The 20980-nt window shown below is 54.1% G+C and carries 19 protein-coding genes and 2 pseudogenes; 14 read left to right on the top strand and 7 right to left on the bottom strand.

Features of this window, described 5'->3' with window-relative positions; translation table 11 throughout:
- The first annotated feature begins 529 nt into the window (after positions 1-529).
- The 3 genes from FS665_RS10520 to FS665_RS10510 all read left to right on the top strand — a co-directional run bounded on the left by FS665_RS10520 (position 530) and on the right by FS665_RS10510 (position 2958).
- Positions 530-1330, top strand: a complete 801-nt coding sequence (locus FS665_RS10520) for a citryl-CoA lyase (protein ID WP_088523332.1) — start codon at positions 530-532, stop codon at positions 1328-1330.
- A gap of 56 nt (positions 1331-1386) precedes the next feature.
- Entirely contained in the window at positions 1387-2046 is a 660-nt protein-coding gene (locus tag FS665_RS10515) for a TetR/AcrR family transcriptional regulator (protein ID WP_088523331.1), read from the top strand.
- Between the two features lie 66 nt (positions 2047-2112).
- Positions 2113-2958 (top strand): ABC transporter substrate-binding protein, encoded by an 846-nt coding sequence (locus tag FS665_RS10510; RefSeq protein WP_145187353.1) that lies wholly within the window; start codon positions 2113-2115, stop codon positions 2956-2958.
- Between the two features lie 40 nt (positions 2959-2998).
- On the opposite strand, the gene FS665_RS10505 is transcribed toward FS665_RS10510, so the two are convergent.
- The 4 genes from FS665_RS10505 to FS665_RS10490 form a co-directional block, all read right to left on the bottom strand.
- Positions 2999-3607 (bottom strand): TetR/AcrR family transcriptional regulator, encoded by a 609-nt coding sequence (locus FS665_RS10505; protein WP_371921252.1) that lies wholly within the window; start codon positions 3605-3607, stop codon positions 2999-3001.
- A 38-nt stretch (positions 3608-3645) separates the two neighbouring features.
- The gene (locus tag FS665_RS10500) at positions 3646-4047 is read right to left on the bottom strand and encodes a thioesterase family protein (protein WP_140174185.1); all 402 of its coding nucleotides are present in this window, start codon (positions 4045-4047) and stop codon (positions 3646-3648) included.
- A gap of 277 nt (positions 4048-4324) precedes the next feature.
- Complete coding sequence (locus FS665_RS10495; protein ID WP_088523328.1) at positions 4325-5905, bottom strand: NAD(P)/FAD-dependent oxidoreductase; 1581 nt, start codon at positions 5903-5905, stop codon at positions 4325-4327.
- Positions 5906-5922: 17 nt separating this feature from the next.
- A complete protein-coding gene (locus FS665_RS10490) occupies positions 5923-6321 on the bottom strand; it encodes a RidA family protein (RefSeq protein WP_140174186.1) in 399 nt (132 codons plus the stop codon).
- A gap of 347 nt (positions 6322-6668) precedes the next feature.
- Between FS665_RS10490 and FS665_RS10485 the strand changes: the two genes are divergently transcribed.
- From FS665_RS10485 to FS665_RS10435, 11 genes are all read left to right on the top strand, one after another.
- Positions 6669-7457, top strand: a complete 789-nt coding sequence (locus FS665_RS10485) for an aspartate/glutamate racemase family protein (protein WP_145187350.1) — start codon at positions 6669-6671, stop codon at positions 7455-7457.
- Between the two features lie 54 nt (positions 7458-7511).
- On the top strand, positions 7512-8300 hold the full coding sequence (locus tag FS665_RS10480) for an SDR family NAD(P)-dependent oxidoreductase (RefSeq protein WP_088523325.1): 789 nt from the start codon (positions 7512-7514) through the stop codon (positions 8298-8300).
- Positions 8297-9481, top strand: coding sequence for an acyl-CoA dehydrogenase family protein (locus FS665_RS10475; protein WP_145187347.1), 1185 nt, complete (start codon positions 8297-8299; stop codon positions 9479-9481). Before FS665_RS10480 ends, FS665_RS10475 begins: the two co-directional genes overlap by 4 nt.
- Complete coding sequence (locus FS665_RS10470) at positions 9478-10290, top strand: polysaccharide deacetylase (RefSeq protein ID WP_145187344.1); 813 nt, start codon at positions 9478-9480, stop codon at positions 10288-10290. Before FS665_RS10475 ends, FS665_RS10470 begins: the two co-directional genes overlap by 4 nt.
- Positions 10291-10306: 16 nt before the next feature.
- Entirely contained in the window at positions 10307-10789 is a 483-nt protein-coding gene (locus FS665_RS10465) for a MaoC/PaaZ C-terminal domain-containing protein (protein WP_145187341.1), read from the top strand.
- A 45-nt stretch (positions 10790-10834) separates the two neighbouring features.
- Positions 10835-12334: a class I adenylate-forming enzyme family protein gene (locus FS665_RS10460; RefSeq protein ID WP_145187338.1), complete on the top strand. Its 1500-nt coding sequence runs from the start codon at positions 10835-10837 to the stop codon at positions 12332-12334.
- Positions 12327-13223 carry a nitrilase-related carbon-nitrogen hydrolase gene (locus FS665_RS10455; RefSeq protein WP_088523321.1) on the top strand — a complete coding sequence of 299 codons (897 nt, stop codon included), beginning with the start codon at positions 12327-12329 and terminating at the stop codon, positions 13221-13223. Before FS665_RS10460 ends, FS665_RS10455 begins: the two co-directional genes overlap by 8 nt.
- 176 nt (positions 13224-13399) lie before the next feature.
- Positions 13400-14167, top strand: a complete 768-nt coding sequence (locus tag FS665_RS10450; protein WP_220634175.1) for an amino acid ABC transporter ATP-binding protein — start codon at positions 13400-13402, stop codon at positions 14165-14167.
- On the top strand, positions 14167-14814 hold the full coding sequence (locus tag FS665_RS10445; RefSeq protein ID WP_088523319.1) for an amino acid ABC transporter permease: 648 nt from the start codon (positions 14167-14169) through the stop codon (positions 14812-14814). The genes FS665_RS10450 and FS665_RS10445 overlap by 1 nt, the downstream gene beginning before the upstream one ends.
- Complete coding sequence (locus tag FS665_RS10440; RefSeq protein WP_088523318.1) at positions 14814-15473, top strand: amino acid ABC transporter permease; 660 nt, start codon at positions 14814-14816, stop codon at positions 15471-15473. Before FS665_RS10445 ends, FS665_RS10440 begins: the two co-directional genes overlap by 1 nt.
- Positions 15474-15692: 219 nt before the next feature.
- Positions 15693-16319: a TetR/AcrR family transcriptional regulator gene (locus FS665_RS10435; RefSeq protein WP_088523317.1), complete on the top strand. Its 627-nt coding sequence runs from the start codon at positions 15693-15695 to the stop codon at positions 16317-16319.
- A gap of 367 nt (positions 16320-16686) precedes the next feature.
- On the opposite strand, the pseudogene FS665_RS23910 reads toward FS665_RS10435, so the two are convergent.
- The 3 genes and pseudogenes from FS665_RS23910 to FS665_RS10425 all read right to left on the bottom strand — a co-directional run.
- Positions 16687-17277 (bottom strand): annotated as a pseudogene (locus FS665_RS23910) (methyl-accepting chemotaxis protein); the annotation flags it as partial.
- 267 nt (positions 17278-17544) lie between these two features.
- Positions 17545-18408 (bottom strand): annotated as a pseudogene (locus FS665_RS23905) (HAMP domain-containing protein); the annotation flags it as partial.
- 530 nt (positions 18409-18938) lie between these two features.
- Positions 18939-20861: an ATP-binding cassette domain-containing protein gene (locus FS665_RS10425; RefSeq protein WP_145187331.1), complete on the bottom strand. Its 1923-nt coding sequence runs from the start codon at positions 20859-20861 to the stop codon at positions 18939-18941.
- Between the last annotated feature and the right edge of the window lie 119 nt (positions 20862-20980).

The following is a 20980-nucleotide window of genomic DNA, read 5'->3' as shown; positions in this document are numbered from 1 at the left end:
GGGGACGCGCGCCTCGATTGGTATTGGCTTGATTCTTTCATATCCCAGGCGCTCAGCTCCCGGCAGTAATTGGCAATAAGCCAGAGAAGGTCTCATTCAATGAATGCATTTTCTCTGATTTAAGTTGGTCGTCCAGTCGGGATGCAATTCAATGATTGCCGGGATATTGTCGGCGGCTATGATCATGCACTTTCTTCGCTGGTCTTCAGTGCTACCGATACCTACGGCGATGATAGGTATGGCATCGGAGGGCTCGCGCTTGTATTTCCGGCCTCGCACGGGGAGGAAAAAATGGATTGGGGAGTTATCGCCGTAGCAGTGAGAACTCCACGCCATCGCTCTGGAAGTGGGCCTAGGGGAGGGGCGAGCCGCTAGGCCTGGCCAGTGACGTCACCGAGCTAGGGTGATGCCATAAAGACCCGTAAATCATTTTTACGTACCCGCTGGACAAAAAAAAGTACCTGGAATACAGTCGAGTCATCGGGCCGTCTCGGTGGATGGCACGGGCAACATTCCATAGGAACCAGCAATGACTACAGAAAAACGGTATTGGAGCACCTCGGTTAGCGACGTCGAGGAGTCCGCTGTCTACATCCGGGGCTATGACCTGGGCGATTTGATCGGGAAGCTGAGCTTCGCTTCGGCGACCTATCTGCTGATCCGTGGTCGCCTGCCGAATGCCGGCGAGTCCAAGATGATCGATGGCATTCTCTGCTCGGTCTTGGATTACGCGTTGAAAAAGCCTGGTACTGCGGCTGCCCGCTTCTGCGTTTCCAGCAACCCGAGCATGGTCGCGGGTTTGGCCACCGCAGTTTTGTCGGCTGGTGAGTATTCGCTGGCCCCTGATCAAACTGGCAACTTCCTGAACGCTACCTTCTCGCCAGACGTAAACGACTTCGAGGCCTCGGCCAATGCCTTGGTAGAAGGTATGCGTGCGCGCAAGGAGCGCGTTCCAGGGCTGGGCCACCCGGTCTTCCGATTTACCGACCCGCGAGCCCAGCAACTCAAGGCTCTGGCTGTTGAAACCGGTGTATGGGGCGATATCTGCGAATGGTATGAGGCGGTGCACAAGGCCTTTATCACTCAAGCCAACAAGCCCGAAATCGTGATCAACGAGGTCGGCATGATGGGTGCGATTTTGGCTCAGATGGGCTTTACCCCAGCAGAGATGACTGGCCTGGCAGTGATTTCCACTATGCCAGGTGTGGTCGCACACATTTCTGAGGAGCTGCAGAGCAAAGTTCGCATTCGCGCGATCAGCGACAGTGAGGTCGACTACGCTCGCGACCGCCGTAACTTTGCGGAAGATCTGGCAAAAAGCGGGCTTTGACGTTTACTGCTGCCGCTCCCAGTGAGCGGCGGCATTTCATAGTAACTTCTTAGTTTATGTACAACGGCATCCTGTTGTACGAGGTTGGTGGTATCAATATGGGAAGTCTTGCCAGTTCGTTCGCCACCAATGCCAATATTGATAGCGGCTCGTGCAAGTCGGTAGCTGTACGGCGCACCGCATTGGAATTATTTGCGACTAAAGGGTTTCAGTCTGTCAGCCTCCGGCAGCTCGCCGATGCTGTGGGAATCCAGGCTGGCTCTTTGTACAACCACATTGAGAGCAAACAAACTCTTTTGTTTGATTTCATTGAGGAGCTCGACTCGTTGTTGTTACATGCGATCACGCAGGAACTCAAAAGTCGCCGCAATGCTATCAGTGCGCTCGAAGCCTTCGTCAAAACATACATGACCATTGCGCTTGAAAATCGCTCCCTTTATGTGTTGTCGCGACGTGAAACCTGCAATCTCTTGGCTGAACAGCAGGCAGATATCAACCGAATTCGAGTTCGAGTTGTCGAGCTCTTGTCTGGCGTTATCGCTTTAGGTCGAACGAGGGGCGTCTTTCATGCCCAAGATGACCGCATGACTGCAGGGACGATTTGCGCCACTTTGGATGGGGCGCTCACCAAGGAGTGGGGAAGCGACGTTTGCGTCGCCTCTCTGGTCAAGCAGATCCAGAAGTTCGTACTTCAAGCCGTTTTGAGCAAGCAGTAGTTTACGCGAGCGAAGCTTTGCTGAAGCTCACGTTCCCTCGGTTAATTCATAAAGCTAGGTGAGACGATGAAAAATAATAGCATCAAAGGTCTGCTGGGCATGGGCGCTTCGGTTCTGGCACTAGCCATTTCGGCTTCTGCGGTGGCGAAGGAGTGCAAACCTCTGTATACCTTCAAAACCATCACGCCTGGCGAGTTGACCGTGACTTCGGTAGTGCTCCCGCCGTTTGCCTATGATGATCAGGCCCGTCGATTCAGCGGGGTCGACGGGGAAATTGTTCAGCAGATCGCAAAGGACAGCTGCCTGAAGGTCAATCACATCGTCACCGATTCTGCCGCTTCGATTCAGTACGTCGTGGCCTCTCGATCCGACATCTCCGTCGGCGCTTGGTATCGCACCTTCGAACGCTCCAAGGTCATGGGTATCTCCGACCCAGTGTATTTGGAGCAGACCGCCATTTACTCGCGTGATGGCGCCGATACGTTCGATCAGCTCAAGGATCGCAAGGTTGGCACTGTGACTGGCTACCTTTGGGTTCCGGAGTTGAAGAAACTCTACGGTAACAAGCTTTCTCTCTATCCGAACGCTGTGGCGCTTTCTCAGGATCTGAACAGTGGCCGAATCGACGCTGCGGTCAACACCTATGCAATCGGCGCTGAAAGTCAGAAGAAGGGCGGTGTCGGCAAGGACATTCAGATCAAGGTCGCGAAGCCGGACGAAAAGGTGAAGTCTTCAGTGTATCCGGCACAAACGGCGTTTATCTACAACAAGGGCAATCCTGAGCTGGGCGCCGCGATTAACGCAACCATCAAAAGCTTGCGCGAGTCGGGCAAGCTGGCGAGCCTGCTGACTGACCAGGGTCTGAGAGCAGATGGCGCGGACGTGGGAGAGCCCCGTTACGCCGACCAGTAAGTGTGTTGAAACAAAAAGCGCCTCTTGTGAGGCGCTTTTTTTATGTTCGGTAACCGCCGGCCATCATGTCGACGTAGGTCTCAGCAATCTCCTGCGCACTCATCTTGCCATTCTCATCGAACCAAGTGTGCAGCCAGTTACACATGCCTAGGAACCCGCTCACTGCAATGTGTGTGGGCACTGGTTTGAAAAAGCCTTCCTCCACACCGCGCTGATAAACGCCCTCGATCATCTTATCGTATTCGCGCTTACGCTTGCGAATGACCAGACGTTGCGACTCTTCAAGCTCGCTCTCGTCGCGGAAGTAGATCGCCGTCCAATCTTTGCGCTGCATCACGTTCAGTGCGTGCTGGCACAAGATCTTCTTGAGGGTCTCATCAGTCGGCAGGCCTTCCTGCAAAATTCCCACGATCGTGTCTTCGTAGCACTGGTGCATGCGATTGAAGATCTGCCACAAGATCTCATTTTTGTTTTTAAAATAGTAGTAAACGACCGACTTCGTATAGCCTAGGCTGGCAGCAACATCATTGATGGTGATGGCGCGGAACCCTTTATCAGCGAACAGGGTAGCTGCAGATGCAAGGATTTCATCCTGGACGTAGGCTTGTTTTTTTTGCTTTAGTTGGTCGCGCAAATCGACAGTATTCAAGGTAACCACCTGGATAGAGGTTTAAGATCGCTAGGCAGTTAGATTCTGCTCACGGCTGCTTCTTTGATGTCACTCGGTATGGACTTTGAAGTCCGCTGCTCCAGATCGAAATAGACCGACGTCATTTGGATTTCTGCGCACAGCTCATCCTTGGCGCTGTACATCTGATGACGAGTGACAATGGAAGAGTTGCCGACTTTTTCGACAGTGCTCGCCACCTTGAACAGGTCACCGACCTTCAATTCAGCTCTGTAATCAATTTCGTATCGAACATCTGCCCAGCCTTCCTTGCGCTCGAAGCGCCAATCGGCGTTATAGCCCAACGAGTGGATCAGGTGCCAGAAGGCCTGGTCGAACGCTGCAACATAATACTGCACGGTCATATGTCCCATTGCATCCGTTTGCGCAGGGTAAACAACACCTCTGTACGTGATTTCCATTCAGTCATCCACTCGGTTCTGGCGTGCGATAGAGAGCGACTGAAGTGGTACTTCACGCTCATTGGTTGTCCATTGTCAGTTTTATAGACCGATACGTCAAATTTTTTATCTTTCTAGTCTGGTGCCCGTAAGCCCGCGTTTGTGGGGTCGTGGGCGTCCAAAGGGGTCTAATGTCCGAGCAGAATAGCCGGTAGGGAAGGGCGGGGAAGGAAGCGGCGGAGCAGAGGTGATGGTGCAAAGCCCCCTCCAACAAGCAGAGGGGGAATCCACACCGCGATTAGATTTCGCTAAGAATAACCTGCGCAGCATTGTGGCCAGGAACACCGGTGACACCACCACCGGGGTGAGTCGATGCACCACATTGATACAGCCCAGCGATCGGCGAGCGATAGTCTGCGTAATGGGCGATAGGCCGACGGAAGAAAATCTGGTCGATGCTCAACTCACCATGGTGAACGTGCCCGTCTGGAAGGTCGAACATTGCCTCCAGGTCAGAGGGCACGAGAACTTGTTTGTGTAAGACAAGTTCGCGGAAACCAGGTGCATAGCGTTCAATCTGATTGACCACGATGTCGAACAACTCTTCCTTGGTCGTTTCGTCCCAAGGCCTGCCATCTCGAAGCGCGTAAGGCACATGACCGCCTAGTAGGCTCAAGGTGTGTTTGCCTGCAGGGGCTGCGGTCGGATCGAACACGCTTGGGGTCAAAATCCACATGTAGGGATGCTTGGCCATCTCACCGTGCTGGGCCGACTCGTACGCAGTCTGCAGTTCTTCTAGATTTTCCGCGATCGTGATCGAGCCGGGAGTCTGGTTATCCGAAGCCTTAAGGCCCTGCCACCTGGGCAGGCCGGACAGCGCCATGTTGATCTTGAAGGTGCTCGCTTTGGTGCGAATTCGTTTCACGGCATCAATGACTGCCGGCGGCAAATCTTGAGGTTTGAGCAAGCGCAAGAACAGGGTTTTTGCGTTCGCATTGCTGACAACAGCCTTGGCGTGGATGACCTCACCATTATCGAGGCGTACGCCTACGGCGCGTTTGTCTTTGACAACGATCTCTTTCACGGGAGCGCTGCAGCGGATAGTGACACCGTGATCCAGGCATGCTTGCTTAACCGCGTTGGCCAAAGCGCCCATACCGCCTTTGACCAGGCCGCCTGGGCCGGCCTTAGTGGTGCCGTCGCGAAGATAGGGTCGAGCGAGCACATAGGCAGTGCCAGGAACCATCGGGCCAATGTTGCCGCCGCTGCCAGAGGTGTAGCACCCAAACATTGTGAGCACTTGAGGGCTCTCGAACCAACGGCGGAGGAAGTCGTGGCAGCTCAGCGTCAGCAGATCCCAGATGTCGTAAAACATCGGGCCTGCCGCTTTCATACGCCACAACAGGGCGGCTGATTTGGTCAGGTCTTTTACCTTGCCCGTCGCGATATCAACAGGCACCTCAAACAGCAGCTTGCGAAGATGGCCCACCAGTTTCTTCATGTGCTCTACATAAGCCGGGTAGACGTCAGCGTCCTTGTCTGAGTACCGGCGGATTTCGGCGCACATCCGGTCTACGTCTGCCCAATGTGTGACGACTGAGCCATCTTGGAATGGATGAATACCGGGAGGGGTCGGAATCACTTCGACGCCGTATTTGGGCAGGTCAAGGTCAAGCATGATTTTGGGCTGCATCAACGACATCCAATAGGATGCAACCGAAAGGTGGAAGCCGGGCCACAGTTCTTCCGTGAGGGCTGCTCCGCCTACGATATTACGTCTTTCGACCACACAGACCTTTTTCCCAGCTTTGGCCAGGTACGCAGCGCATACCAGGCCGTTATGGCCGGCGCCGACAATCACAGCATCGAATTGAGACATTCTGGCAGCTCGCTTATTTACTTCGGTTGACGTGGTACTACTGCGAAGCCATCGATTTCGATCAAAACGGCTGGGTCGTAGAGCATGGGTACGGTAACCAGAGCGCTGGCCGGTGGGCACGCCTCGTTCACGTAAGAGTTTCGCACTTTCTTGAAGATGGGAAGCATTGACGGCTCGAAGTGCGCGACGTACGTAGTCAGCTTCGCGACTGCCTCAAAGCCCACGCCAGCTTCGGCGAGAGTTGCCTTCAGGTTTTCAAATACCGCGCGTACCTGAGCTTCGAAGTCGCCCTCTACAACATCGCCATTGATATCGGTTGGGCAATGGCCGCTCAAAAAAAGGATTTCGCCTTCGCCCGAGAGGGTGGCGGTGGATACGCCTGGGAAGCCTGCGCCCACGTTTACTGCCTTGATCATCCGTTGCTCCTCACATCATTTTGGAGTTGGAGGTATGAGTCACCTCTGATTGTCCGGCCATACTAAAAAACTGACCGATGGGTATAATCTATACAACAGACCGGCACGGTGCAAGAGGCGAGTCAGCAGATTCATGCTGCACTGATCTGGCGCGGGGCGTCGCTAATTGGTGCGTTCTGGGCCTTTCCGAGATCGGGTACGCAGAGGCGTATCGAGACGATCGTGACCTATTGACACGTCGCAAGATTCAATCATACTGACTCGACGGTCTAATTTTTAATACGGCTGGTAGGTTTTTCCGAAAGCTCCGTTCGAGGCGGGGCTATAACAACAGCGGAGCTTTTCCTATGCGTGTTCGCGTCAATTTCATCAACCCCTTCGGTACGCCTGCCTATAACGGGTTGATCTCTGAAACCCTCACGCCGTACCTCAATCAGGGGAACGAGCTGGTGGTCACCAATACTGAAAACGTTCCCGAGAACTGCGACTGGTGGTACCCCAAGCACCTCGTAGAAGAAGAGCTTTTTGAGTGTGTGATCCAAGCTGAGAAAGATGGCTTCGATGCCGTGATCATCGGTTGCTGCAACGACCCAGGCGTGCGCGCAGCTCGTGAGCTGGTGGACATTCCCGTAATCGGGCCTCTTGAGGCTGCGATGCAACACGTAAGCTATTTTGGCTACGACTATCTGCTCGTGACTGATCACCGGAAGTCAGCGGCTTACATGACCGACCTCGTGAAAATCTATGGTGCCGAGCAGAAGTGTCGCGATGTCCGTTACATCGACTGGCACATCACCGACATGATCAAAGACCTGGAAGGCGTTGCCCGTGACGCACTTTCGGCGTCCGAACAAGCCCGTGAGGTTGGCGGCGTGGAAGCGGTCATTCTGGCCTGCACCATCATTTCTGCAGCCACAGAGAAATGGTTACTCAGCAATGGCCAGTACCGCGACCCCACCATCCTTAATCCCAACACCTTCGCGCTGAAGATGGCGGAATCGCTCGGCCTGCTGAAGCAAATGGGTGCATATGGCATCAGCCGCATCGGTTACTACGAGCAGATGACCCAGAAGCGCCCAGAAGAGTTTGCTGCGGTTCGTGAGCGCTTCGGGCGTCGTCAGCGCTTCGCTAAATAATTCTGTTTGAAGGGCTGCGTCCTTCGACTCAGCCCTGATGATGTGGAGATAACTATGTTTGACCTCAGAGGCCGCGTAGCGGTCATCACAGGCGGTGAGTCCGGTATTGGCTTGGCGCTTTCCAAGACATTTGCCGCTGCCGGTGTGAAAACGGTTATCGGTGGAATTCTCGCCGAACGCGGTGAAGCCGTTGCCCGTGAACTGGCGGAGACTGGCGCCGAAGTCCGGTTCGTCAAGGTAGACGTTCGTAACCAAGCAGACGTTGAAGCGCTTGTGCAGAGCGCAGTCGACCAGTATGGCCGCATCGACATCCTCGTAAACAATGCCGGGGTTTTCGACGGGATGGCTGATGTCGAGGAGACCACCGAGAACCTCTGGGATCACATGGTCGATATCAACCTTAAAGGCACCTTCTTTGGCTGCCAGGCCGCGATCAAGCACATGGTCAAGCAGAACTACGGGCGAATCATCAACACCTCGTCCATTGGCGGGCTGATTGGCGGCGCAGACGGCGCGTCGTATACCGCTTCGAAATTTGGTGTGGTGGGTCTGACCCGTCAGATCAGCAACACCCATGCAAAGCACAACATCACCGTCAACGCAGTCTGCCCTGGTGCGATCGACACTGATGTGCGTGGCAACTCGGCTGCAATCGTCAGCTCTGCTGCAGAGTTCATGAACCGTGGCGTCGGTGCGAATCCTGAGTGGATCAACCGAATCATTCCGGCGCAGCGCAAAGGTACTGCACAAGAGATCGCGAACCTCATTTATTTCCTGGCCACTGAAGAAGCGAGCTACATCACTGGCCAAGCTATTGCCGCAGACGGAGGGTGGACTGCATGAGCCAATTCAACGACTTTGATGATGTCGAGAAAGAGATTCTCGAAACCGTCCGTAAGTACATCGCCAAGGAAGTTCGGCCTAACGTTCAGCAGCTTGAACTGAGCAAGACCTTTCCTGCAGAGATGCTGGCCGCGATGAAAGAAATGGGCCTGTTCGGCTTGGCCATTCCGGAAGAGTATGGCGGCTACCAACTGCGGTTGCCGGTTTTCGCTGCCGTGATGGAAGCCATCGCTGCTGGCTGGACAACTTTGGCTGCCTTCATCAACAGCCACTGCACGGTTGCTTATGCCATCAGCAAGCATGGTACCGAAGAGCAAAAGCGCCAGTACCTCCCTCTCATGGCAACCGGGGAACACCGTGGCGCGCTGTGCCTGACCGAACCGGCAGCCGGTTCTGACTTGCAATCGATCACCACCGTTGCTTCCGCAGACGAATCGGACTTCGTGCTCAACGGCACCAAGATCTTTGTGACCAATGGCGAGCGCGCCACGCTGCTGCTGACATTGGCTCGTACCAGCGTTGACGCTGGAACCGGTCGTCCACGCTCCAGCTTGTTCTTGGTCGAAAAAGCCTTCCCTGGCGTTACCGTGGAAAGCGAATTCCACAAGATGGCCTATACCCAGGTCGACACCGTCGAGATCCTGCTCTCCAAGGTCAAAGTGCCTGCGACTGCGGTTGTCGGTGGTAAAACCGGTCTGGGCATGCGCCACCTGCTCGACTCGCTCGAAGTTGGTCGTATCGCCATCGCAGCCAGTGCAGTTGGCCTGGCTGCAAACGCCCTTGCCGAAGCCAAGCGTTATGCAAGCGAGCGCAGTTCGTTCGGCGTGACCATCGACCAGCATCAGGCCGTCCAGCTGCGCATGGCCGATATGGCCACCAAGCTGGTCGCCGCTCGCCTTATGACCGCTGAAGCTGCGCGTGCGAAAGAGGCAGGCCAGCGTGCAGACATGCTATCGGGTATGGCCAAATTGCTGGCCAGTGAGTCAGCAAAGGAAATCTGTGAAGACGCGCTGCGTATCCACGGTGGTTATGGCTACATCAACGAGTTCCCTGTAGAGCGTCTGTACCGTGAAGCGCCGCTCTACATTGTGGGTGAAGGCACCAACGATATTCAGAAGATCGTGATCGCGCGTCGCATCATCGACGGTAGCGAAGTGGACGCTCTAGGGCTGCCAGCATGACCACGACCGTCTGCTTGACCTTCGACTTCGATGGTGTGGCCATCTGGCTTAGCACCTTCAAGCAGGTTTCGCCTACTCCGCTTTCGAGAGGGGAGTATGGGGCTAACGTAGGTATGCCAAGGCTGCTTGATGTATTGAGACGTCGTGGGGTATCAGCAACGTTCTTCGTACCAGCACATACGGCGACGTCCTATCCAGACTTGGTAAAACAGGTCGTCACGGATGGTCACGAAGTCGCCTGTCACGGGTACGTGCATGAGTCCCCAGTAAACCTGGAACTGGCCGAGGAGCGTGAGCTCCTGGCCAAAAGCATCAAAGTCCTGCAGGACGTCACAGGCGTGCGCCCTCAGGGTTATCGTTCGCCGGCGTGGGACTTGAGTCCAAACACCATCCCGTTGCTGGAAGAGTTTGGGCTTCGCTACGACAGCAGCCTGATGGCAAATGACTTCGAGCTGTTCTATGCCCGTACCGCTGACGTTCTGACAGAAGATGGTTTCACTAAAGGCCCGGAAAGTTCGGTGGTTGAATTTCCGGTTGCCTGGGAGCTGGATGACTACCCGTATTTCCAGTTCAACGTGAAGCCGATGAACACTGGCAATCGCCTGCCTTCGGATGTCTATAAATATTGGGCCGCCGAGTTTGATACCGCACGAGCTCAAAACGGCGTGTTCACCTTGACTTGTCACCCCGAAATTATCGGACGTGGCCCGCGCATGAAGATGTTGGAAGAACTGATCATCTACATGCAAAGCTTCGATGACGTTGTGTTCTCGACCATGATCAACGCTGTACCTCTAATTAACAAATAAAGTGCTGGAGATAATCATGACTGCTGCTGTTAAACAAGAAGCTGGTATCGGCCAAAACGCTCTGTATTTCGATGAGCTGTTTGAAGGTCAGGAGTGGAACTCCCCACGTCGCACCATCACTGAAGCAGACATCGTGATGTTTGCTGCTCTGACCGGTGACCATAACCCGGTGCATACTGATGAGGAGTTCGCCAAGAACACCGTCTTTGGCGGTCGTATCCTGCATGGCCCAGCTGGTTTCGCGATCGCGACCGGTCTGGAAAGCCGTCTTGGTATCAAGGAAGGTACTGCAATTGCCTTCCTCGGTATGACCTGGGATCTGCGTGGCCCGATCAAAATCGGCGACACTATCCACGTCAATCAGAAGGTCGGCTCCAAGCGTGAAACCAAGAAGCCAGGCGTGGGTATCGTCAACTTCCAGGTGGCCTTGGTGAACCAGCGCGGCGAGTCGGTTCAAGAAGGTGAGTGGAAGGTTATGATGCACTGCAAGCCTGAGTAATTGATTTGGCCGCCCGCTAACGTACTATTTTTGAGGTTTTGCAAGATGATCGTAGGTTTTGTCGAAGAGCACGCTACTGAGAGAAGCGATAGCGTTGCTTTGCGGTTTGATAACAAAGTGCTCAGCTATAGTGCGTTGGCGCGCGAAATTGATCGAGCTGTTGTCCTGTTGAAACATGCAGGCGTCAGCGCTGATACAACCATCGCGGTTTACTGCGAGAACAATATTGAGATCATGGTGTTGTATTACGCCATGGCGAAGATGGGCGGGACATTCGTTCCGATCAATGCGGTGCTCAGTGCAGCTGAAGTCAGCTACATCCTGGGCCACGCAGACGTAAAATTCTTGTTCACTGACAAGAAGCTGCGCGAGAACGCCGTTACGGCGGTTGGTGATACAGCCTGCAGCCTGATTGAAGTCAGCGAGTTCTTCAGCAATACCCTGGCCGCCGCCGAAGAGGTCGAGCAGGCAGAGGCGATCAAGAACGACTTCTTGATCATCTACACCTCGGGCTCCACTGGGGTACCGAAAGCGGTGCTCTACAATCAGCCGGCTGAGGTGGCAGGCAACGCGTCGCTGATCGATATGTGGGAAGTTTCGCCAAATGACAAGGTTCTGGTCGCGCTCCCGCTGGGCTTCCTTTACGGGCTCTCGACCGCTGCATCCATGGCACTGCAAGCCGGGTGCGAGACGATCATCCAGCGTCGGTTCCACCCGCGAGAAGCCCTTGAGGCCTTCGTCCAGCATGGCGTCACCGTGTTCCAAGGTGTGCCAACCATGTTCTCCATGATGCTGGAATACGCAGAGCAGAACGGGCTGGACTTCGACTTGTCCTCCATGCGCGCTGTCATCTCGGCGGGCGCTCCATTGGCAAGCGACCTGCGCGCCCGCTTCAAGAGCAAGTTCGGTGTCGAGATCCAGGACTATTACGCACTCACTGAGGTGCGACCGGTATTTGGCAAATTTTCCGGGGATAGCACCCCAGTGCCTGCAGGCGCGATCGGCAAAGCAAGCCCTTGCGTATTGATCAAGATTGTTGACGGTGACGGTCAAGAGGTTGGCCCAGGCGTGACTGGCGAAATTCTGGTGCGCGCTCCAGCTACCACCTCTGGCTACTACAAGGCGCCTGAAGTGAGCGCTGCCGCCTTCGTTGACGGCTTCTTCCGCACCGGCGACCTTGGGCATGTCGATGCTCAAGGCTTCTATTACCTGACTGGCCGGATTAAGGACATCATCATCAAAGGCGGAGCCAACATTGCCCCGGCTGAGGTAGAGGAGGCGTTGTTGTCTCACCCACAAGTCGTGCAGGCCTCTGTGATTGGCGTTCCAGACCAGAAGTTCGGCGAGCTGCCTGTTGCGTACCTCGTCGCTGCTCAAGGGACTCAACCTAAGCCAGAAGATCTGGCTGAATACTGCCGTTTGGTGCTGGCTGAGTTCAAAGTGCCAAGTGAATTCATTGCGCTGGCAGAGATGCCACTTGGAAACACCGGCAAGATCGACAAAAAAGAACTGCTGAAGCTGTGGAAGGGGAAAGCACATGTCTGACAATTTGAAAGTATCCGTTTCAGTATTCCGTATCCAGCACTACCAGCAGTTTGCGCAATTTGCCGAGCACGTTGAGCGCTTCGTTGTGGATGCCAAGGCTGCAGGCAGCCGGGTATTGGTTTTGCCCGAGTTCTTGGCAATGGGCTTGCTGTGGACTCATGGCACCGCTGCTGAAATCGACAACTCCAAAGTTTCGGACTTCTACCGTGAAGTGTTCAGCCCGATGCTCCCGGAATTCCAGCATCTGATGTCTGCTTTGGCGAAGAAACACGACATCTACCTGGTGGGCGGCACCTTCTGGCATGAGGAAGACGGTAAGGGTCTTAACAGCGCCTTCGTGTTCAGCCCAGATGGCTCCCAGTTGCGTCAGGACAAGATTCACCTGACCCGTGGGGAGCGCGCCATCAACAGCACAGGTGGCGAAACCCTGTCGGCGTTCGAGATCGATGGCGTGAAATGCGGTTTGTTCGTCTGTTATGACGTGCAGTATCCGGAGCTCACCCAAGCATTGGTGGCTGAAGGCATCGAAGTCCTGTTCGTGCCGACCCTGACGGAGAAGCGCGGGGCTTGGCGCAGCTGGTACAGCGCACACGCTAGGGCCCTCGAAAACCAGATCTATGTTTGCGTTTCACCACTCGTAGGCAATCTGGGCATTCCAAACGACTACCCAGTTAATGGGACGGGTGAAGCATTCATCGCTTGCCCGATCGACAACCGGATGAATGTCGAGGACGGTACCTACGCGGTTTCCGATTTCAGCGAGGGTGAGGAGGGTTTGATCCATGCAGATCTCAACCTCGCCACTCTGCGACTGTCCCGCGAGCGTGGAGAGGTTCGGCACCTCAAAGACCGCCGACCTGAACTTTACAAAAGTTTTCAAGCTAATTGATTGTTAGCGCGCGGGGCAGGTATGCCCCGCATTGAAGATAAGAAAATAACCCGCATAACCTCGAACAGGGATTGTATTTAGCAATGCTGCCGTGATGTGCCTCGACTCCAGGTCAGGCATAGAGATTCAGTTAATAAGACAGAGAAAAAATGACTAAAGTCGCGCAGATAAAAGACATGAATCGCCGAGAAAACGCCTCACCTATCCTGACTGTACAAGGCCTAGGTAAGTCCTTCGGTTCCGTTCGAGTGCTCCATGACGTTGACTTCTCGATGGCATCGGGCGAAGTGGTGGCGATCATTGGCCCTAGTGGTTCGGGTAAAAGCACCTTTCTGCGATGCATCAACCAGCTTGAACCGCCAACAGAGGGCACCATCTGCATTGGTGGGCAGACGATCGATGCTAGCAAAGGAGCCACGAAGCAACAGCTGGCTTTTCTGAACCGAAAGCTCGGGATGGTCTTTCAGTCTTTCAATCTCTTTCCTCACCTTACCGTTCTGGAGAACGTGAGCTTGGCCCAGCGCCGCGTGCTGAAACGCAGCGCCAAGGAAGCTGACGAGCGTTCCATGCAGCTCCTGACGCGGGTAGGCCTAGCCTCGAAAGCCAACATGTACCCTTCCCGGTGCTCCGGTGGCCAACAGCAGCGGATTGCGATCTCGCGCGCCCTGGCTCTCGATCCTGAAGTCATGCTCTTCGACGAGCCGACCTCTGCACTTGACCCCGAAGTTGGACTGGAAGTACTCGCGGTCATGCGTGAGCTGGCCAACGAAGGTATGACGATGATTGTCGTGACGCATGAAATGCGCTTCGCAGAAAACGTCTCTGATCGCGTGGTGGTAATGGCTGATGGCGGCATCATCGAGCAAGGGCGCAGCGTCGATGTCATGCGTAATCCCCAGCACCCACGGGTACAACAGTTTCTGACCGCCGTGAGGGATCGGTGATGGAAACAAGTCAAATTTTGGCGGCGATGCTCGCTGCCTTGCCCTGGACGATCGCCCTCACCGCCGGATCGTTTCTGGGGGGAGCGATCCTGGGGATTCCGATCTGCGCTATGAGGATCTCCAAGCACAAGATCCTTCGGAATATCGCCATCGCGATCATTCTGACCTTGCGCTCAATTCCGCCAATTGTTTGGCTGTTCTTCATTTTCTTCGCATTCAGCCAGTACGTGATTCAGCTAAGTCCATTCGTGGCAGCGATCATCGGTTTGGCATTGATCACCTCCGCTAACATGGCCGAGATCTATCGTGGAGCGTTGAGTGCAGTACCGAAAGGGCAGTATGAAGCTACAAAGGTGCTGGGGTTGAGTACCTGGCAGAAGTACGTCCATGTGATCGTTCCCCAGGTAGTACGGATCTCGGTTCCAGCGGCGAGTACCTATTGTATCGGCCTGCTGAAAGACACCGCCATTGCGTCCACTATCGGTGTGTCGGAACTGGCTCAGGTCGCAAACCATATCTCTCAGGAGACATTCCGAGGCCTGAGTGTGTACGCCATCGCGGGCCTACTGTACTTCGTTGTGAGCGTTGTTATGGCCCTGCTGTCGCGACAGCTTGATATTCACCTTCGTGCAAAGGTTGAACGGTAATGGAGCTCATTGACCGCTGGATTGAGTGGTTCCCTCAACTGATGGATGGCTACTGGCTGAGCCTGCAGGTCACCGCCATCAGCCTAGTGATAGGGATTCCGTTGGGGTTGTTATTCGCGCTGTGGGTAGGATCGAAAAAACGGCTCAACCGTGCACTCGCGCTCATCTTCATCGAGGTCGGACGCGGAGGGCCGGTGCTGATCCTGCTTCAGTTTTTTTACTTCGGACTGCCTAGCGCTGGCCTCACGCTGCCTTCTTTCACCGCATCAATCCTTGCGTTGGCTTGGAGTACCGGTTCGTACACCAGTGAAATCATTCGCGGAGGACTGGGGGCAGTACCTCAGGGCCAGCGAGAGGCGGCTCGCACCTTAGGACTCAGCAGCTGGGATGCATTAAAGATCATAATCTTGCCTCAAGGGATGAGGATCGCTCTGCCGCCACTGCTTGGCTTTTCTCTGGTGATCCTGCAAACCACATCGTTGTGCTTCACTATTGCGCTGCCCGAACTTGTCGGCGTGGCCAATGACATTGGATCTGCATCCTTCGAATATATGTCGGTATTGTTGCTAACCGGGCTGATGTATGCGGCGGTATGCGTACCGGCGACCGTGTTCGTAGGGCGTTATGAAAAGCATTTATCTCGGTACGAAAGTGCCTAATAAATAGCGGCTGATGAGGTTGACTAACAAAAATACCACTTGGTATTGTTAGTTTGCATCACTGCTGCGTTGGCATATTAGCTTGGGAGCTTTCCCGCCTTATGTACCAGCATATAGGTCAGGCTTTTTTGCCGCTGCTCGTCTCTATCTTCGTTTTGGGGCTCCTGCGTTAGTATTTATTAGCGTAGGTAGCCCATTTTTTTTGAACGGGATTCTTAGATGCATTATCTTCCGAAATCATATCTTCACTATTTAACAGATCGCATCGAGGCTGATCAGTTGCCGGGCAGAAAGCACGAAGTCCAGCAAGCAGCGCTCTCTCTTTTTCTAGAATTCGGTTATGCCTCGGTTAGTTTGCGCCAAATTGCCTCCCTGGCCAATATTAAGCTAGGGTCAATTCATAAGCTTAGCGAGGGAAAGGAACAGCTGTTGGCAGACTTGTTCATGAGCGCGGCGAGCAGCTTACTAGAGGAGGTCAGCACTGCAAGCCAAAGGAAAGTCCCTACATCGAAAGCTGTGGAGAATTACGTCGAAGCGTATGTTCGCTGTGGGCTCAAGTACAGATTGCACCATATGCTTTTCCGTCGCGAAGGTCATCTCTTGAATAGTGGCATACTATCGGAGCTCAATGTGCTTCGAGATCGTAAAGTGACTCGGCTATGGGAGCTGTTAGCTTACGGACAAGCGACGCAGGTCTTTCCCGACCAAGATGCTCGTTTCGCTGCGAAAGCCATCGTCGCGATGCTTGATGAGTTGATAAATAACTCAACTATCAGCGGGGAAAAGCTTCAGGATTCGATTGAAGCTCTGAAAGGAATGGCGCTTCGGCTGGCAGGCACAACGTAGATGGATCATTGATGAGCTCTGTTGACCACTTCTGGCCGCATGCTCGATGGCCTATCCGCTGGCACTCCTGGATCCCAGGCTCATCATTGTCTCGCTGGGCGCGGTGCAAGGCGAATTTGATCGAGCCGGTAAGGTCTCCAACACCTGAACAGCGCATTCAACGTTGCGCTAGCCTCATGCATGATTCTTGCCGGTTCACTTCTGCGAGCGAAGGGGCCTGAAGCTCACATTGTTAGCTGACTTCTGCCCATGTAGTGATGCCGAGCAGACCCCAATTTCCACAGCGTGGGCATTGCAGTTGCGACGTGCCTGGTGGCCTGAAGGGAGAGCAAACCGAGAAAAAAGGGCCCGTGAGGGCCCATGGGTTTTAAGATTTGAATTGCTCTGCCAGGCTGAACTGAAGGTCTGCTTGAGAGCTGAGATGTTCGCTGATCGCCGCAGTCTCTGTGGCGCTGATACTCAACTCATCTGTGACCTGCCGGATGTTCGTGATGTTGCGATTAACGTCCTCTGCAACGGCGCTTTGTTCTTCAGCGGCAGCGGCAATCTGGAGATTCATCTCGCTGATCACGGAAACAGCATCGCTGATGGTTCCGAACGAGCGCGCCGTCGCCTGGATCGTCTCATGACTGATTTCAGCTTTGGTGTAGCTGCTCTGCATGGAGTTGACCACGCCCTCGGTACCGGATTGCAGGCGCTCAATCACCTCCCGGATCTGTTCAATGGACTCTTGCGTGCGCATGGCCAAGTTCCGTACTTCATCCGCCACGACAGCAAAACCTCTCCCGCTTTCTCCTGCGCGTGCCGCCTCGATCGCGGCATTGAGGGCGAGGAGGTTAGTCTGCTGGGCGATGCTTCTGATGACCTCCAGAACGCTTCCGATCTCTTCGCTATTTTCTGATAACGACCGTGCTTCCGTCATTGCGGCAGACAGGGTCTCCACCAGTCCGGTGATATCTTGCGTACTGCGCGCGATTGCTTGCAGGCCATGCTTGGCAGACTCATCCGCACCCTGGGCCGCACTTGCTGCTCTGGCTGCACTGGCCGCCACTTCATGTGCAGTGGCGCTCATCTCGTGGGAGGCTGTGGCAACCTGTTCGATTTCCCGCAGCTGCGACTGCATCCCCATGCTGGTTTCTTTGGCTATTTGATTAGACCGACTGGCAGTTGAGCGTGTCTCTACGGTGGCTGATCGGATCTTCTGAATGGTGGGCTGCAACTTGTCTAGGAACAGGTTGAACCAGCGCACCAGCTCTCCAAGCTCGTTTGTACTGGCGTAATGCAAGCGCTTGGTCAGGTCTCCCTCGCCTTCAGCAATGTCTTTCAACATTGCCGCTACACCGCTCATAGGTTTTGTCAGGCCTGCCGCGATGAACCACATGGCCACAGCTCCGACTAGGGCAGCGATTACGGCAATGAGTGTCGAGAATACCGTGGAGGCTTGCTGAAGGTCAGACTGGGCTTTTTTTAGTGCGAGTGAGTCTGCGCTGGCTACCTCGCTCGGGAGCTCCACACTTATCTTCCAGGGAGCAGTGCTGCCCACTTCCAGATTCTTGGTAACCTTCAGTGGCGCGTTTTGTGTAGCAGTTGAGGGGTTAGGGCCTGAACTATTGCCAGTCTCCATTTTCTTGCCTATCGACGCAGGATCAGCGCTATTCGCGGCGATTAGGCCCTGACTGGTGGTAATGACCAGGTTGCCTTTTCCATCGTATAGCTGGCGCTTAGCTTCTTCGGCGATTGCCTGTAGCGAGGAGAGGGAAACATCGATACCAGCAACTCCGATGACCTTACCGTCGGCGATGATCGGCGTCGAAAAACTGGTCATAAAAATCTCTGTACCCGAATCGGAACCGTAGAACGGCTCCAAGACGCAGGTACTCCTATTGGTGTCGGGGCATGTCATGTAGTAGTTGGCCGGATAGCCGGAGTCGCCTACGGTCGTGTCTTTCAAGCTATCTTCTTTTGTGGCCAGGTTGACAGATCGCCCGTCAGGCCTCACCCAATAGCTGGAAAATCTACCCACTTCATTGGATCCCGCTGTCAACGCGTTGACGAAGTTGCTGTCCTCACCTAGTTGATTGGGATACATGATGATCCAGAGCCCCAGGATATTAGGGTGAGCCTCGAAGAGATCTTTGAGCAGAGTGTTCTGTTCTAAGCGGATTTTACGTGCATCTGCTCCGTTGGTGATGAGCGCTTGCATCGAGGAGGTCTGGTGGGCGAGGAACTCAACGAGGTTGATCTGGCTGTTGAAAGTGCTTCTGATTTTTTCTGTCTGTTCGGCAGACTTTGAATCTAAGACTTGTTGTATGTTCTGAGAAATTATCTCATTGCTGCTGCTGTATATTAGGTCGTTGTTTTCAGAATTTTTTAATATTCCTATGCATGTAATAATGCTTATTACAATTAATATGATGGTTAAAGAAGCGAGTGTGATCTTGGTTTTGATTGCAAGGTTGTGAAGCATCTGATTCTGGCCCCTGTGTTTGTTATTCTAGATCGGCAGTTTGATTCTTCGAATGGTTGCAAGGATCATCAGTGCGGCCAACCTCGCTCGCACGGGTGACTATTGTTTTCTTTATAGATCGCTCGGCTGTGTCCTAAGGGTGTAAATGCGATCTAGCGCTTGGCGCATAATTCTTCAGCTTCGTCTTGCAATAACAACCATTGTTCTTCGAGCTCTCCAATGAGCTTGCCCATGGTTTCCCATTCCAGCGTGATGGTCTGAACTTCTGTGTAGGACAGCATGGGGCACATCCGACTTTCGGCCCGACCTTTGTTCTCTTGTGCTTGGGTAAGCCTCTGCTCAATTTTTTGCAATTCACGCTCGATGCTTTTTAATCGCTTCGAGCCTGAGGCGTGAGGTTGGTGTGCAGTTTTTACGGGGCGTTCGACAGCGGGATGCGCGGCCCGTCTAGCCTCGGCGCTGCGTTTGGACTCATCAACTAGGTAGCGGTGATAGTCTTCAAGGTCACCTTCGAAAGGGGTTACCTCTCCTCGACCTACAAGCCAAAATTCATCGCAGACAGCGCGAAGCAAGGCCCGGTCGTGGCTCACAAGTATCACGCTTCCCTCGAACTGGTTCAGTGCAAGGGAGAGAGCTTCACGAGTAGCGAGATCCAAGTGGTTGGTCGGTTCATCGAGTAACAGCAGGTTTGGCTTCTGCCAGACAATCATGCAAAGCACGAGGCGTGCTTTTTCGCCACCACTCAATGTACTAACGGTCTGGGTCACCATGCCTGCGTTAATGTTGAATGTGCCTAGGAAATTCCGCAGCTCCTGTTCCCTGGCGCTCTGACCGGCTTGCCCTGATTTGCGTGCAAGCTCCAGCATATGGTGCAGCGGCGTCTGCTCAGGATCCAGGACGTCCAATTCTTGCTGGGCAAAATAGCCGATCGTCAGCCCTTTTCCCTCGGTGATCGATCCAGCAAGGGGTTCCAAGTCACGCGCGATGGACTTGATGAAAGTCGATTTGCCTTGGCCGTTCGCACCCAAAATCCCAATCCGCTGGCCTGCCATTATGGTTTTGCGGACATGAGACAGAACTTTACGATCAGGGCTTCCATCGGACGTCTGGTAGCCGAAGTCAGCGTCGTCAATCGCGATCATGGGGTTTGGTAGATGGTCGGGCTCTTTGAAAGTGAACGTGAACTCGGCGTCAGCGGCCACGGCGCTGATTTTTTCAATGCGCTCCAACGCTTTGATACGGCTCTGAGCTTGCCTGGCTTTGGTGGCTTTGTAGCGGAATCGATCAATGTACTTCTGCAGGTGCTGCATTTTTTCCTGCTGCTTTTCGTGAGCGGCTTGTTGCTGCTCAAGCTTCTGCACGCGTAGGAGTTCGAATGCGCTGTAGTTGCCGCTGTATCGGGTGAGTTGCGCATGCTCAAGGTGAATGGTGACCTGGGTAGCGGCATCCAGGAATTCACGATCGTGGCTGATGACCAGCAATGTGCCCTCATATTTCTTGAGCCATTCTTCAAGCCAAACCAGAGCATCAAGATCCAGATGGTTAGTCGGTTCGTCCAGCAGCAGCAGATCAGATGGGCTCATGAGTGCCCTGGCCAGTTGTAGTCTCATTCGCCAGCCACCCGAAAAACTATTCACTGGTTTTTCAAGGTCGCTCGGTTTGAAGCCAAGGCCCAGGATGAGAGATTGAGCTCGGGACGTTGAATCATGGTCGCCGGCATCAGCAAGGTCACCGTACGCCTGTGCGATTGCCATTCCGTCGTCGCGATCGGTCGCACGTCTCAGCTCCGCTCTCGCATGCATCAGGACGGTATCTCCTTGAAGCACAAAGTCTGTCGCAGCATCCGAGGTCTCCGGCATGTGCTGGTCAACCTGGGCAATACGCCACTGGCGGGGTAGCTCGACCTTGCCGGCCTCCTCATGAAGCGCGCCGCATAAAAGCGAAAACAGTGTTGATTTCCCCGCACCGTTCCTTCCGATCAGAGAGGCTTTCTCTCCGGCATTGACAGTCATGGTGGCGTCCTGCAGAAGCACCTTGGTGCCCAATCTCAGTTCTATGTTCTTCAGAGAAATCATGTGGGGGCCTGACTGCAATGGAAGGCTCGGCATTGCTAGGGGAGGGGAATAGCAAAAATACCGAGTGGTCAGAAAATGATACCACTAGGTTTTGAAATATGCATGATGGGTTTTTAAGC

Source organism: Pseudomonas sp. URMO17WK12:I11, from assembly GCF_007677725.1.
Lineage (GTDB): Bacteria > Pseudomonadota > Gammaproteobacteria > Pseudomonadales > Pseudomonadaceae > Aquipseudomonas.
The sequence above is the reverse complement of the archived record's forward strand: the minus strand, read 5'-3'. Positions and strand labels throughout refer to the sequence as shown.

What these genes read in the sequence shown, in the direction of transcription:
- FS665_RS10445 (WP_088523319.1), top strand. Translation starts at nt 14,167, where the DNA reads ATGGAAACAAGTCAAATTTTGGCGGCGATGCTCGCTGCCTTGCCCTGG.
- FS665_RS10490 (WP_140174186.1), bottom strand. Translation starts at nt 6,321, where the DNA reads ATGATCAAGGCAGTAAACGTGGGCGCAGGCTTCCCAGGCGTATCCACC.
- FS665_RS10460 (WP_145187338.1), top strand. Translation starts at nt 10,835, where the DNA reads ATGATCGTAGGTTTTGTCGAAGAGCACGCTACTGAGAGAAGCGATAGC.
- FS665_RS10500 (WP_140174185.1), bottom strand. Translation starts at nt 4,047, where the DNA reads ATGGAAATCACGTACAGAGGTGTTGTTTACCCTGCGCAAACGGATGCA.
- FS665_RS10425 (WP_145187331.1), bottom strand. Translation starts at nt 20,861, where the DNA reads ATGATTTCTCTGAAGAACATAGAACTGAGATTGGGCACCAAGGTGCTT.
- FS665_RS10475 (WP_145187347.1), top strand. Translation starts at nt 8,297, where the DNA reads ATGAGCCAATTCAACGACTTTGATGATGTCGAGAAAGAGATTCTCGAA.
- FS665_RS10510 (WP_145187353.1), top strand. Translation starts at nt 2,113, where the DNA reads ATGAAAAATAATAGCATCAAAGGTCTGCTGGGCATGGGCGCTTCGGTT.
- FS665_RS10520 (WP_088523332.1), top strand. Translation starts at nt 530, where the DNA reads ATGACTACAGAAAAACGGTATTGGAGCACCTCGGTTAGCGACGTCGAG.
- FS665_RS10480 (WP_088523325.1), top strand. Translation starts at nt 7,512, where the DNA reads ATGTTTGACCTCAGAGGCCGCGTAGCGGTCATCACAGGCGGTGAGTCC.
- FS665_RS10470 (WP_145187344.1), top strand. Translation starts at nt 9,478, where the DNA reads ATGACCACGACCGTCTGCTTGACCTTCGACTTCGATGGTGTGGCCATC.
- FS665_RS10485 (WP_145187350.1), top strand. Translation starts at nt 6,669, where the DNA reads ATGCGTGTTCGCGTCAATTTCATCAACCCCTTCGGTACGCCTGCCTAT.
- FS665_RS10435 (WP_088523317.1), top strand. Translation starts at nt 15,693, where the DNA reads ATGCATTATCTTCCGAAATCATATCTTCACTATTTAACAGATCGCATC.
- FS665_RS10455 (WP_088523321.1), top strand. Translation starts at nt 12,327, where the DNA reads ATGTCTGACAATTTGAAAGTATCCGTTTCAGTATTCCGTATCCAGCAC.
- FS665_RS10440 (WP_088523318.1), top strand. Translation starts at nt 14,814, where the DNA reads ATGGAGCTCATTGACCGCTGGATTGAGTGGTTCCCTCAACTGATGGAT.
- FS665_RS10515 (WP_088523331.1), top strand. Translation starts at nt 1,387, where the DNA reads ATGTACAACGGCATCCTGTTGTACGAGGTTGGTGGTATCAATATGGGA.
- FS665_RS10465 (WP_145187341.1), top strand. Translation starts at nt 10,307, where the DNA reads ATGACTGCTGCTGTTAAACAAGAAGCTGGTATCGGCCAAAACGCTCTG.
- FS665_RS10495 (WP_088523328.1), bottom strand. Translation starts at nt 5,905, where the DNA reads ATGTCTCAATTCGATGCTGTGATTGTCGGCGCCGGCCATAACGGCCTG.
- FS665_RS10450 (WP_220634175.1), top strand. Translation starts at nt 13,400, where the DNA reads ATGAATCGCCGAGAAAACGCCTCACCTATCCTGACTGTACAAGGCCTA.